We start from the raw sequence: 12,887 nt of genomic DNA, 5'->3' as shown, positions 1-12,887 counted from the left end.
TTCACGGATGTTCCCTTTTATGTATCTTGCTCAAAGAAGTGCATCGGAAATCATAAAGATGAAATGAAAAATGAGAAGGGAGGCAATCTTTCTCCATGAAGTTGGCCCAGAAGAATCTTGACTTTTCCTGGCAGCTCGATTTCTGCTTCCTTTTTTGAATAATTAATCCCAATCAGTATTCTTTCTTCTTCAGAAACTCTTTCGTATATGAGGAGCCTATCCTCAAAAAATATCGGAACAAATGCTCCTTTTTGCAAAGCTTTGCTTCTCTTCCTCAGCCTTATCAGCTCTTTTGTGGTCTCGAGTATTTCCTTGTCCCATATCTTTTCATTCCATTCCATGGGAACCCTCGAGACTTCCATAGAGTCAATATCCATGTTATCCAGTCCAACTTCATCGCCATAGTATATGGCTGGAATTCCCTTGTAAGTCATTAGGAATGTTAAGGCACAGAGATATTTCCTCTTATCTCTAACGAGTCCCAAAAAGCGCTCCACGTCATGATTGTCAAGGAAGTTGTACATGGTATATTCTGCCGGTCCGTAATAAACACTCAAAAGCTCAAGCCAGTTGAGAAATTCTTCAGCAGTAATTTCATTGTAAACGAAGAACCTCAAAAGAGCTTCATACAATGGATAGTTCATTGTTCCATGGAATTTGTCAAAGAGCCATAAGCGAGCGTCGTCCATAACTTCTCCTAAAAGATATGCATCATCCGGGATATCTTTCTTAATCTCTCGCCAGACATCAGGCGGAATACCGTGAGCAACATCTAACCTCCATCCATCTGCTCCTCTCTCAAGCCAGTATTTCATCACGGTGCGTATAAACTTTCTAACCTCTGAATTTTCGTGATTTAAACGAGGCATTAACCAGACTGAGAAGAAGCTCTCATAGTTCCATTTAAATTTCCTAAGTTTTTGGTATTTTTCGACCCAAGATTTATTGGAGTGCAAAACTTTTAGAAATTTTTTTGAAACTACAGGGAAGTCAATGATGCGATAGAAGTTTCTGTACTTGCTCTCTTTCCCTTTTTCAAGAATATCTTGGAAGTAGGGATGGAAGAAGCTCGTGTGATGAAAGACACCATCGAGAATTAGCTTGATGTCTCTCTTTTTCAACTCATCAACCAGCTGCTCAAATGTCTTGTCCCCTCCAAACTTCTTGGCAACGTGGAAATAATCAATGATATCATAGCCATGATATGTCATGGACTCAAAGATTGGGGTTAAGTAAAGAGCATTAACTCCAAGTTCCTCAATGTAGTCAAGCCTCTCTATAATGCCCTCAAGATCGCCGCCGTGATGAGTGATATTTTTAAACTCTATACAATTGCGTGGGTCATTCTCTGGATTCCCATTGGCAAAGCGGTCAGGCATTATTTGATAAAAGACTCTCTCAAAAATCCAGATGGGTGGTTTAAACATCTCTTTTTGCTCGTTAAAATCTACCTTAAAATCTCCATAATCAATAATTTCATCTGCTGTATGGATCTCGAAATAGTACTCAAGTCTTTCTTTTCTGGGCAAGACTGCTTCGAAATACTCAAAGAGGTCATCTTGTGCTTTTCTTCTCATTTCATATTTTTGATCTGAAATTAAAAACACTCTTTTGACTGTTCCTTTTATGGCTCTAAATCGAATATAAGCTAAGTCTCCCAAAGAATAAGCGTAAATCAAAGATGGATAATGGTAAAATTTCTCTCCCGAGAAGATTTTAGCAACATTGACAGTCCGCTTAAATTTATATGAAAGCCTTTTATACACAGTTTTTTCATTATTTTCAAAATCTAACGTTAAGTTTCCATCAATGGAAAAGGCATAGTACCAAACTCCCTCTGGAAGCTCGATTTCTATACTCCACCTCTCGTCTTTTTCTCTCATGCGAAAGCTTCCCTCATTGAATGCATTGAAGTTCCCGAGGAGATAGGCATAGCTTCCTCTCTTGGGTATGCTGAACTCCACTTCTGCAACTTTGCCGAGATATTCATCATTTTTAAAGCCGAAAATCTTATACATATAGAACACCCTATTAGGGTTATATCACTGATGATGATTAAACTTTATTCAGTGAAAGCTTAAAAAAGTTGGGGGTTTGAAAAATGAAGGAGGAAGAAATAATTGAAAAACTTCAGAAGTTTGGTTTGACAAAGTATGAAAGCTTAGCATACATAACTCTTCTCAAACTCGGCCCAAGCAAAGCTACGGATATAACAAAGGAAAGCGGTATTCCGCACACGAGAGTTTACGATGTTTTAAGCTCTCTTCACAGAAAGGGCTTCGTTGATATAATGCACGGAACTCCCCGTTTGTACAAACCAGTGAATCCCGAGGTGATCCTTGAAAAAATCAAAGAGGATTTAATAGCAGACATTGAAGATCTTAAGAAGGCTTTTCTGGAACTTTACAAGTCTGTTCATGGAGAAGAGCTACCTGAGATTTGGACAATTCATGGCTTTGACAACACCCTTGAGAGGGCTGAGTACATAATAAGGACTGCGAAGTATGAGGTTTTAATAAACACACCCTTTGAGTTCCTCTCCCTCCTCAGAGAAGAGATCAAGAAGAGGAAAGATGTTATCTTTGTGATAATTAGTAACTTCGAGGAGGTTCCAGAGTGGCTCAAGCGGGATAATGTTATCCTGGCAAAAAGCGGTGGTGCGCCTTGGCTTATGGCGAGCTGGATCATAGGGGACATTGACTATGCACTGTTCTTTGGAGCTCTTCCAAGGGATAGGAGAAAGGAGAAGTTTTACTCCTTCTGGGCAAAGTCAGCGAAGCTTATTCAAAACTACATGCACTGGTTCTACACGATTTACCTCGACAATAGCACAATAATCAAGCCGATAAACTATGATAAGCTGAAAAAGCCGCTCCAGCTTGTGAACATTAGAACACTGATAACTCTCCTTAAACAGATAAGTCTCCCGAGAGAAATTGAGGTCATTGGAAAGCTTGTGGAAAACAAGGAAGCAATAACTGTCAGAGGAAAGCTTGCGGAGTTTGAGTACACACCATTAACAGCAAGCATAATCGTTGATGATGGAGAGAAAAAGTGGAAAGTTGGTGGACTCGGTAGCTACTTCGAGGACATTGAAGGGGAGAAGTTCATACTCTTGGACTGAGGTGCTAAAAATGAAAATCTTAATGCTTGGATTTGAGTATCTACCAGTGAAAGTCGGTGGGTTAGCTGAGGCAATAACCAGCATAGCTGAAACCTTAGCGGAGCTTGGCAATGAGGTTATCGTTTTCACACCATCACACGGCTTCAAAGAAGGAAAAGAATATACAAGCTTTAAAATAGACGTTTCGGGTCATGTTTGGGAGGTTAAGGTTTATGAGAGAAAGCAGAATGGAGTCAGAGTTTTTTCAATTAGCGACCCTCTATTAGACAATCCTGATGTTTATGGCCCTGGATGGGAGGGTATGCTAAGCAAAGCAGTTCATTTTGGAAAAGCAAGCGTTGGATTGTTGAACAAAATTATAGAAAGGGAAGGAAAGCCCGAGGTGATACATGCTCACGACTGGCACACTGTCTTTGCTGCTGGGCTTTTAAGGAAATACTTCCAAATCCCTATCGTTGCAACCATTCACCGCTTGAACAAATCCAAAGTTCCAGCGTATTACTTCCACATATCTAACTTAGGGGAATTAGCTCCTTATCCAGACATAGATCCAGAACATACCCTCTGCTACATAGCTGATCTCGTTACAACAGTTAGCAGAAGCTACCTCTGGGAGGAATGGGCATTCTTCGGAATGTTTGAGGGCAAAGTAACTCACGTCTTCAACGGCATAGCTTGCGACTTCTGGAATGAGGAGCTCTTGGAGAACAGAAATTTATCGAGAGAGGAGAGGAGGAAAAAGATACTTGAAAGCTTAGGCTTAAGCGATGGGATTGCTTTTATGTTCATAGGTAGATTTGACAGAGCACAGAAGGGAGTAGATACCCTTTTGAGGGCTATCGAAATTTTAGCGGAGAGCTATCCTCAAGAGTTCTCTAGGATGAGGTTCATCATCATTGGGAAAGGCGACCCAGAGCTTGAGAACTGGGCACATGCAGTGGAGAGCAAATATCCAAGCAACGTGAAGGTCATCACCAAGATGCTCAAAAGAGAATTTACGAGAGAGTTCTACGGTAGTGTGGATTTTGTTGTAGTGCCTTCATACTTTGAGCCTTTTGGTCTTGTGCAGATGGAGGCAATGTGCTTAGGAGCAATTCCAATTGGTTCAGCGGTTGGGGGCATTAAAGATACTATAGTGAGCTTGGATGAAGATGAAGAAAATGCCACAGGACTTTTAGTTCCTCCAAGGGATGCCTTCGCTTTAGCCCAAGCAATGCTTAGGATGGCGAAGCTTAGGGAGGAAAATCCAGAGCTGCTGAAGAAAATGAGGGCTAATGGGAAGAGGAAAGCAAAGGAAGTCTTTACATGGGAGAACGCATGTAGGAGATATCTCAGAGCTTACAAAAATGACATAGACAAGGCAATAAGCTTCATAAAATGAGGCATCAGGACCGAGGTTTGTCCTCATCACTCAGGAGCGGCCAAGCTCATCATCTGCCATAGCTTTTTATTTTCTTCCTCTTTATAATTTTGGAGGTGGTTAAATGAAATGCCCCTTCTGCAATGCAAATCCTGAAGTGCTGCTTTATGAAGATGACTTAATTAGGATCCTTATTGACTCTTATCCAGCCAATAAAGGTCATCTATTGGTTGTCCCAAAGAGGCATGTGGAAAAATGGGAGGAGCTGAGCTTTGAGGAGAAAGTTGCCTTGCTTAGAGGAATTGAACTTGCAATGGAGAAGTTGAAGCTGACTTTAAATCCAGACGGCTTTAATGTTGGTATAAATTTAGGAAAAGCCGCTGGGCAGACTGTTCCTCATCTTCACATTCATGTAATTCCGAGGTATGAAGGAGATACGAACTTTCCGAGAGGGGGTGTCAGAAAGGCTGTCCTTGACATTGAAGACGAGAACTTAGAGCTAAAAGAACGATGGATTAGGAACAGGATGAGTGAAGAGGAAACTGAAAAGCTTAGAACTGCATTTAAGAGTTGATTTTTACCTTTTTTGTCTAAAATCTCTTTGCAAATCGTCGAATGAAAAAGCTTTTAAAGAGCAGGAACAAAGGAGTATGTAGCAAATTGTGGCTGTATGCTCTTCTAGTTGGTGGTTAGCCATGATTAGTATGAGAAAGTTTGAATATTATGAAATGGAGCTTGACATTCTCAAAGAGCCGCTGGTTCTTTTTCCCACTGATGAGCAGCCTTCTGAAGACGAATATAATGACTCTCAAAAGGCAACTTATTACGTTGTATTCAAAGATGATTATGTTGAGATTTATGGATTTGGAATTGACGTGAGGATTAAGCTCACTAAAAATAACATTGCAACTCTTTATTTTCTCCTAACAAAGATGGCAGAAAAAGTGATGGAAGCTGAAGACTATAAAAAGCTTGCTGAGGAGCTTAAGGCCTATGGTGCTTTCTGATTTCTTTTTATTCCGCAATGTCTAGAACTTCGGCCTTTTGGAACTCAACTGTCTTCTCTGGCTTTATCTTTATCAGGCGGTCAATTCTTCCACCGCCGGCTATTACGATTTCTTTTTCAAGGACTTTCTTGTCAATCACCGTTCTAATTGAAACCCCAACTGGTGGAACTTCTCCGACTTTATATCCTGTAATTTTCTCAACTTCCTCTTTGCTTGCCATTCTAACTTTCCTAAAGTATTTTGCGAGCTTTTCTAAGCTAGCTTTAGACTTTCCATCAACTATGACTAAAATTGGCTCCTTTTCAGTGATGAAGACTAGGGATTTAACAACTTGCTCTGGCTTGACTCCTAGGAGCTTTGTAACCTGTTTGACGCTCCTAACTTCTTTTCCAACTTCAATTATTTCCCCTCCAAGCTCTTCAACGATTTCTTGAAGTCTTATTTCCTTTGCTGGATACTTTTCCTCATTTTTCTTCAGCTTCCTTTCAACAGCTTCATCTAAGTCAATGCCAAGCTCATGGGCCAAAAGCGTGAGGTAGATTATTATATCAGCAATTTCATCTCCAATCTCTTCTTTAATCTTTGGATTCTTAACTTTCTCAAGAATTTCTTCGTTTGTGTCCCACTGGAAATGCTCTAAAAGCTCTCCCACCTCTACAGCTATTGAAATAGTGAGGTTTTTCGGAGTGTGGTATTTCTTCCACAGTCTTTCATCTCGAAACTTAACCGCTCTTTCCTCAAGCTCTTTAAAATTCATGCTCCTTCATCTCCCTTATTGTTGCTAGGTATTTCAAAAGTTCCTCAAACTCTTCCTTTGAGAACATCTTCTTGACATCCTCCTCCGGATCAAATTTTAAGAGATAGTCTTTTATCCTATTCAGCTTATCGAGTTCATCTTGCAACTCTAAAGAGCGCTGAGTAAACTCCCAGCTTGTATGAGGGCTTTCAAAAATTCTTTGATTGCTCACAACTACTGCAACTTTGACGTTTGCTATTGCTTCTTCAACAAGCTCTAAAAGCTCTTTAACCTTCATTTTTGGCACCATTGATTAATTGCTGTGAAGATATTTAAGATGCTCGGCAACTACAATAAATGAAAAACTTTTAAACTTTAATGGAGAATTTACCATGGTGGTGTTTATGGATTTTGCCCTCTTCATGGAGAGGTATGGATATAAGCTACTTCTTGGATTGATGGCTCTCGTAATAGTAGTGGTTGTTGGAATACCAATACTCGGCTACCTATACTTCCTCCGGAGATACAGCTGGGAAATTGGGGGGCTGATGCTAATAATAGTGGTGGTTTACGCTTTCTCAGTTAGGAGAAAGGTCATGGATGCCTATGCCCAAGCACATGGAAAGTACTTCTATGATGATAAGTGGTATAAGAGGAGGTGATTTATTTTGGATTTTGCGCTTTTCATGGAGCGCTATGGATACAAAATTCTCCTTGCTCTGATGGTTCTCATGATAACAGCATTTATAGGATGGGAAGTGGTTTTTAAGGTTTCTATAATTATCAAGGGACTTGGTTTAGAAACTGGAGGTGCATTTTTAGTTATAATTGTGCTTCTGATCATTGTTTTTAGATTAGGAGAACAAGAAAGCTAAGTGAAAATATACCTTTGAAATTTAATTTGGATTCTCCTCTCTCTTTTGAATCTTTTTCATTCTGCCTGCTATCTTTCCGAAATACGGGTTTTTAACATGAAGCTCGATTAATTTTTGGTGGTGAGGATGAGGAAACTTTTGATGGGTAATGAAGCTATTGCTTATGGAGCTTTAGAGAGCGGAATTTCTTTTGCAACTGGTTATCCTGGAACCCCATCAACCGAGGTCATTGAAACGATAGCACGTCTTAATCCTGAGATTTTTGCTGAATGGGCGCCAAATGAGAAAGTAGCTTTAGAAGAAGCAGCTGGCGTTTCTTATGCTGGGCTTAGAAGTTTGGTAACTATGAAATGTGTTGGCTTAAACGTTGCCGCTGATCCTCTCATGAGCTTGGCTTATTCTGGTGTTGAAGGTGGATTGGTGATTCTTGTTGCAGATGACCCTGGGCCTCATACTTCTCAAACAGAGCAAGATGACAGATATTATGGAAAGCTCTCCCTTTTACCGGTCCTTGAGCCTTATGACCCCCAAGAAGCTCATGACTTAATCAAATATGCCTATGAGCTTAGTGAGAAATACAAAGTTCCTGTGATATTCAGAACTACGACTAGGGTAAATCACACAACTGCTGACGTTGAAGTTGGCGAGTTTGTTAAGCTTGAGAGAAAGCCGGAGTTCAAGAAGGACATACAGAGGTATGTGAGAGCCTCAATGAAAGGCAACTTGGAGAGGCATAAATGGCTGAACAAGACGCTTAGAGAAATTGAAAAAGAATTCGAAACTTTAAGCTTCAACTGGGTTGAAGGTGACGGAAGAATAGGAATTATTGCTGAAGGAGCTCCATACAACTATGTAAAAGAAGTTGTTCCAAAGATTGGTGAAAGCTTTAAAATCTTAAAGCTCTCAACCCCGCATCCTCTTCCAAGGAAACTGGTAGTTGATTTTCTTAAGAGCGTTGACATGGCGATAGTTGTTGAGGATGGGGCACCTTTCTTAGAGGAAGAGGTTAAAATTGCAGCGTATGAGGAAGGGCTTAGCGTTCCAATATATGGGAAGAGAACCGGCCATTTGCCTCTTGAAGGAGAGTTAACGCCAAGCTTGGTTAGAAACGCCCTTTTGAGACTTCTTGGAAAGGAAGCCCAAAGCTACGAGAAGCCTAAGGAAGTGGAAGAAGCAGAAAAACTAGCACCCTCAAGACCTCCAACCATGTGTCCAGGCTGCCCTCACCGCGGCTCTTATAGAGCTCTGCTCGATGCTCTTAGAGAACTTAAATTCAAAAGAGATGAGCTTCCAGTTCATGGGGATATTGGGTGCTATGCCCTCTCATTGCTACCCCCTCTTGAGGCTATTTGGACGGAATACGTCATGGGAGCAAGCATAAGCTTAGCAAACGGCCAGAGCATAGCTTTTGGCAAGAAAATTGTTGCCACAATTGGAGACTCGACATTCTTCCACAACGGAATACAGCCTCTGGTGGATGCTGTTTACAAGAATCTTGATGTTCTTGTGATGATTCTTGACAACAGAACAACGGCAATGACTGGACATCAGCCTCACCCCGGAACTGGTGGAAGTGAAACAGGGAGAAAATTCAATGAGATTGACATTGAGGCATTAGTCAAAGCTTTAGGAGTCAAATACGTCAAAACAGTTGATCCGTATGATTTGAAGGCAACGAGAGAAGCAATAAAAGAAGCGATGCAGATTAAGGGACCAGCAGTTATCATAGCTAAGAGGGAGTGCATAATTCCAGTGATAAGAAGAGGTGAGATAGAAGAACTGCCGACAGTAATTGGGGACAAATGTGTTGGCTGTAAGGCGTGCATTCTTCTGACAGGTTGTCCTGCACTGGTTTATGATCCAGAGATCAACAAAGTCAAGATTGACCCGTTAATATGTACAGGTTGTGGAATCTGCAACCAGCTTTGTCCGTTTGATGCAATTAAGTTTCCAAGTGAAATAGAGAAGAAAGAGTAAGCTTCCTTTTTATTCTTTCCACACCTCCAGCACCATGAAAGTCCTAGCTACTGGATTGGGATAAAGCTCCCACCCGATTCCTTCATTATTCGACTCTATTTCTCCATACAATCCACCTTCTCTGGGATCTAAGCTTTCACCGTAAATTCTGCTTTCATGGATTTCAACTCTCATGTACCTCGGGAGACCTATCCTTATGTTACCCTCTTTCTTTGCATGCTCAACTGCCCATTTTGCTGAATAAATTCCAGCGTAAATTTCTGCAATCCTAACAGCTACGCTGTCCTTTCCAATTGCCAAAATCTCTATCCCAGTGTCTTCCCAAAAGCGCTTTGCCAAAGGCTGCAGATCTTTGCTCAGCTCATGCCATATCGCTTTGCCTCTATCTGAGATTCTTAATGCATCTATTGTTGGATCATCAAGTTTTCTGAGTTCTATTCCACCTAAGCTTGAATCTAGGTGAATTACATCTGGTTTAACTTTCTTAGCGAGCTTTATGGCTAAAAACACTTCATCTTTAATTGCCTCTCTTCCACTTAAATCGTAGTTAAATGGATCAGCATATTTCACTATGCTCATTGTCGCTGTTTTGTATGGCTTTTCAACGAGGACAGCGGCGGTTGCTATCAGTCCTATTGGTTCATAGTTCTCATCTAGCACAGCCCCTCCAGTGTCAGCTGAAACTATCCTCATGTTTTCACCCCGTTAATTTCTCATTACCTAAGAAGGATTAGGGGGTATTATATTTAAGGGAAGTGATTGTATGGAGAAAGGTAGTGAAATTTTGGGATTTTATTTGGATATGCTTTCGGGTGGGCTTTATCTTGGTAGTGTAAAAGGTAGTATCACCGCAGTTACAGAAGAAGGAGAATTTCCCATAATTTCTCGGACCCCCCAACCTATGCTGGATGTATTCTGCAATGAAGATAGTTTAATTTTCTTCGGATTTTGGAGGCATGGGAAGGAAGCAGAGTATGGATACATAAAAATCCCACTTAATCATATAGAGGTTATAGAGGAAACTGATGAGGAGCTTGTACTTTATGTATTTTCTGAAAAAAGAACTCAAGATGTTAAGGGGTTTGTCAGAGTTAATTTGCATGCTGAACCTGCAACTAAGGAGAAAATTCTTGAAGCAATTGAATTTGGGAGAACTTAAAATGGCTAGGAAATATCTCACGATACTAGATAATTTGGAAGGTTTGGGAAATTTTCTCAAATCTTGTGTGTTTATAAATCGGGAGGTAATACAAGTGAAATGCATCCAGATAAGTGAAGTCTGCACTTATTACTTATTTTTGTTCTTCTCATACAATCAGTTCATATCTGGGAATAAATTGTGTCAAATTATGTATCATACACGGTGGTGATTATGATGGATATGTTACATTCTAATGTAGAAAGGGCACTAGGTGTGTATATTGACAACTTATGTAGCTCACTTCACATAGGTACCGCAAGGGGCACAATGTTTTTGGTTCACAAGGACAAAAGGTATCCAATTATCTCCGCTAAGACAGCTTTACCGCTCATTGATATCTTCTACAAATCTCACTCACTTGAGTTTATATCCTTCTGGAGAGACAATGGAAAGAATATGTATGGATACGCAAAGTTTGCAGTGTCGAGAATTAAAATTCTGGGGGAGAAAGGGGATTATTTAGTTCTTGCAGTGGAGCCTCATGGCCACATGATAAACGCCAATGTGTACATAATAATCATTCTGTGGACAGTCCCAGGTTTCAAGAAAACTCTATTTACACTGCTTGAAGAAGAAAAAGATTGGGAAAGTGAAGAGGAGGATGGTATCATAGATTCCTCATATTTGCGGTCCTAATTCTATTTTGTGCTATCTTATTAATTGAGTAATCGGACTCTAAATGCTCTCGTGTATCTTTACTAAATCTTCTCTAATGTTTTTTACAACAGCCTCATCAACACTTGTTATTCTGGCTTCATATGGAATGTACTTTTCTATCACCTCGTATATATCTGGGTATCTAATTTTAATCATTCCTAAAGCACCGCCTGGGGGCAATAGAATTCCTATATCCCTGTAGATTAGGTAAACGCTTATGCTGTACATAGCTTCAAGATAAGACCTAAACGCCAGTCTGTAGTTTCCCTCTTTAAAGTACTCATCTCCTGATTCGATGTATTCATTAATCCTCTTGAGCATCTCTTCTTCCATAGCTATCCCTCATTTAATGAATATGTGCCGGGAATATAATTATTATCTCAGAGAAGCCAAAAGTTAAAAAGCTTCAAGACAATAATAATTTTACTGGTGAGCTTTATGAAAGCAGAATTCCTTGTTTGGGGAGGTATTGTTATAGGAATTCTTTACCTAGCGTGGAACACGGTTTCACAGTTGTTATCCCCAATTTTCTTTGCTGCAATTCTCACGTATGCCGTTTATCCTATCCATAAACGCCTTTCAAGTAGAATCAATGTCAAGAAGTCAGCCCTTGTACTTACTGCCCTATTAATACTTATTGTAGCGGGTGTAACAATTGAACTGATTCTAATATTCAAAAGCGTTTTAATGTCGTTCTATGAGAATGTTATTGCTTTCATATCTTGGAGCCAAACCCTCGCTCTTCCTTTTGGGCTAAGCAATGTGGTCCAAAAGTTCTATGCACAGTTCACTCCCAAGTTCTCTGAATATGTACTCTCATATACATTTTCAATCCCAAGATACCTTCTCCAGCTTGTTATATTTGTTGTCATGTTCTACTACTTTCTTTTAAACTCTGATGCCATTAAGAAGCAGATTTCTCTGCTTTTACCTCAGGAAAACAAAGAATTAGCAGAAAAATTATTGAAGAGGGCGGATTTAACCCTTCAGGCTTTAATTAGGGCTTGGCTTTTCCTCAACATAGCCAAGGGTATTTTAATGACAATCGGATTCATAATATTCAGAGTTTCAGACCTTCCAACAGCAGTAATTGCAGGATTTTTAACCATACTCTTTAGTTTCGTTCCACTTTTTGAAGGCTGGATGATATGGTTAGCTGGCGCTGTATATCTCTTTAAGAGCGGAAATATGCTAACAGCAGTGCTCTTGGCAGTTTACGGCTTCATATTTGTATCTCCACTTCCAGATTTTACAATAAGACCAAAGCTCGTTGCAAAAGGGGCACAGCTCGATGAAGTCATGGTTCTCGTGGGAATGATTGGTGGTGCGTGGAGCTTTGGAGTTAAAGGCTTGATAATAGGCCCAATAGTGTTAAACTTGGTAGTGGCGCTATTAAAAGAATGGAGGAAGCTTACAGCATAACTATTTTTGCTCCTTTTTCTTCAAGCTCTTTGAGGGCTTTTTCTTCGTCTTCTGGATTTATCCCCCTAATTGCATCCTTTAGTATGTAAACATCAAATCCATGCTTTAAAGCATCTAATGCAGTTGCTTTAACACAATATTCTGTCGCAACTCCGCAGATGTAAACTTTCTTAATGCCTTTCTCCTTTAAAATTTCTGCCAAATTCGTGCCTTCGAAACCTGAATATGCTTCTTTGTCGGGTTTATCTGCTTTTGAAATTATTATCGCATCTTCTGGGAGCTTCACTACAAATTTAGCCCCTTCTGTATTCTGAACGCAGTGCTTTGGCCAAGGACCTCCTTGCTCCTTAAAGCTTATGTGATTTGGAGGATGCCAATCTCTTGTAGCAACAACCAGCGCTCCTTTCTCTTTGAATCTTCTAATGTACTCCTCAACCTTTGGAATTATTTTATCTCCGTCAGGAACTGGCAAAGCTCCGCCGGGCATGAAGTCCTTTTGCATATCTACAACTATCAAGGCCTCCACTT

16 protein-coding genes are annotated in these 12,887 nt (G+C 40.2%); 10 read left to right on the top strand and 6 right to left on the bottom strand.

Annotated features, from left to right (window positions below; translation table 11 throughout):
* Positions 1–50: 50 nt before the first annotated feature.
* On the bottom strand, positions 51–2,018 hold the full coding sequence (locus E3E24_RS00925) for a glycoside hydrolase family 13 protein (protein ID WP_167915504.1): 1,968 nt from the start codon (positions 2,016–2,018) through the stop codon (positions 51–53).
* A gap of 83 nt (positions 2,019–2,101) precedes the next feature.
* On the opposite strand from E3E24_RS00925, the gene trmBL1 reads away from it, so the two are divergent.
* The 4 genes from trmBL1 to E3E24_RS00905 all read left to right on the top strand — a co-directional run bounded on the left by trmBL1 (position 2,102) and on the right by E3E24_RS00905 (position 5,491).
* Entirely contained in the window at positions 2,102–3,124 is a 1,023-nt protein-coding gene (gene trmBL1 / locus E3E24_RS00920) for an HTH-type sugar sensing transcriptional regulator TrmBL1 (RefSeq protein ID WP_167915503.1), read from the top strand.
* 10 nt (positions 3,125–3,134) lie between these two features.
* Positions 3,135–4,505, top strand: coding sequence for a glycogen synthase (locus E3E24_RS00915; RefSeq protein WP_167886226.1), 1,371 nt, complete (start codon positions 3,135–3,137; stop codon positions 4,503–4,505).
* A 103-nt stretch (positions 4,506–4,608) separates the two neighbouring features.
* Positions 4,609–5,058, top strand: a complete 450-nt coding sequence (locus E3E24_RS00910) for an HIT family protein (RefSeq protein WP_042681967.1) — start codon at positions 4,609–4,611, stop codon at positions 5,056–5,058.
* Positions 5,059–5,179: 121 nt separating this feature from the next.
* Positions 5,180–5,491: a hypothetical protein gene (locus E3E24_RS00905; protein ID WP_167886225.1), complete on the top strand. Its 312-nt coding sequence runs from the start codon at positions 5,180–5,182 to the stop codon at positions 5,489–5,491.
* 7 nt (positions 5,492–5,498) lie between these two features.
* On the opposite strand, the gene E3E24_RS00900 is transcribed toward E3E24_RS00905, so the two are convergent.
* The gene (locus E3E24_RS00900; protein WP_167886224.1) at positions 5,499–6,248 is read right to left on the bottom strand and encodes a YbaK/EbsC family protein; all 750 of its coding nucleotides are present in this window, start codon (positions 6,246–6,248) and stop codon (positions 5,499–5,501) included.
* The gene (locus E3E24_RS00895; RefSeq protein ID WP_167886223.1) at positions 6,238–6,525 is read right to left on the bottom strand and encodes a hypothetical protein; all 288 of its coding nucleotides are present in this window, start codon (positions 6,523–6,525) and stop codon (positions 6,238–6,240) included. Before E3E24_RS00895 ends, E3E24_RS00900 begins: the two co-directional genes overlap by 11 nt.
* A 106-nt stretch (positions 6,526–6,631) precedes the next feature.
* Between E3E24_RS00895 and E3E24_RS00890 the strand changes: the two genes are divergently transcribed.
* The 3 genes from E3E24_RS00890 to iorA all read left to right on the top strand — a co-directional run bounded on the left by E3E24_RS00890 (position 6,632) and on the right by iorA (position 9,079).
* Positions 6,632–6,889 carry a hypothetical protein gene (locus E3E24_RS00890; RefSeq protein ID WP_167886489.1) on the top strand — a complete coding sequence of 86 codons (258 nt, stop codon included), beginning with the start codon at positions 6,632–6,634 and terminating at the stop codon, positions 6,887–6,889.
* 6 nt (positions 6,890–6,895) lie between these two features.
* Positions 6,896–7,102 (top strand): hypothetical protein, encoded by a 207-nt coding sequence (locus tag E3E24_RS00885; protein ID WP_167886076.1) that lies wholly within the window; start codon positions 6,896–6,898, stop codon positions 7,100–7,102.
* Positions 7,103–7,228: 126 nt separating this feature from the next.
* Entirely contained in the window at positions 7,229–9,079 is a 1,851-nt protein-coding gene (gene iorA / locus E3E24_RS00880) for an indolepyruvate ferredoxin oxidoreductase subunit alpha (protein WP_167886488.1), read from the top strand.
* A 9-nt stretch (positions 9,080–9,088) separates the two neighbouring features.
* On the opposite strand, the gene E3E24_RS00875 is transcribed toward iorA, so the two are convergent.
* Entirely contained in the window at positions 9,089–9,772 is a 684-nt protein-coding gene (locus E3E24_RS00875) for a DUF4152 family protein (RefSeq protein ID WP_167886222.1), read from the bottom strand.
* Between the two features lie 70 nt (positions 9,773–9,842).
* Here E3E24_RS00875 and E3E24_RS00870 point away from each other — a divergent pair, with 70 nt between their 5' ends.
* Both E3E24_RS00870 and E3E24_RS00865 read left to right on the top strand, forming a co-directional pair.
* Positions 9,843–10,238 carry a hypothetical protein gene (locus E3E24_RS00870; RefSeq protein WP_167886221.1) on the top strand — a complete coding sequence of 132 codons (396 nt, stop codon included), beginning with the start codon at positions 9,843–9,845 and terminating at the stop codon, positions 10,236–10,238.
* A 216-nt stretch (positions 10,239–10,454) separates the two neighbouring features.
* Entirely contained in the window at positions 10,455–10,916 is a 462-nt protein-coding gene (locus tag E3E24_RS00865; protein WP_167886220.1) for a hypothetical protein, read from the top strand.
* 39 nt (positions 10,917–10,955) lie between these two features.
* Here E3E24_RS00865 and E3E24_RS00860 read toward each other — a convergent pair whose 3' ends face one another.
* A complete protein-coding gene (locus E3E24_RS00860) occupies positions 10,956–11,270 on the bottom strand; it encodes a hypothetical protein (protein ID WP_167886219.1) in 315 nt (104 codons plus the stop codon).
* A gap of 105 nt (positions 11,271–11,375) precedes the next feature.
* Here E3E24_RS00860 and E3E24_RS00855 point away from each other — a divergent pair, with 105 nt between their 5' ends.
* The gene (locus tag E3E24_RS00855) at positions 11,376–12,359 is read left to right on the top strand and encodes an AI-2E family transporter (protein ID WP_167886487.1); all 984 of its coding nucleotides are present in this window, start codon (positions 11,376–11,378) and stop codon (positions 12,357–12,359) included.
* Here the strand turns inward: E3E24_RS00855 and E3E24_RS00850 are convergent.
* Positions 12,349–12,885, bottom strand: a complete 537-nt coding sequence (locus E3E24_RS00850; RefSeq protein WP_167886218.1) for a nicotinamidase — start codon at positions 12,883–12,885, stop codon at positions 12,349–12,351. The genes E3E24_RS00855 and E3E24_RS00850 overlap by 11 nt on opposite strands.
* Positions 12,886–12,887: the final 2 nt, after the last annotated feature.

This window comes from Thermococcus sp. LS2 (assembly GCF_012027375.1).
GTDB lineage: Archaea > Methanobacteriota_B > Thermococci > Thermococcales > Thermococcaceae > Thermococcus_B.
Note: the sequence above shows the minus strand (reverse complement) of the source record. Positions and strands in the feature narration are given on the sequence as shown.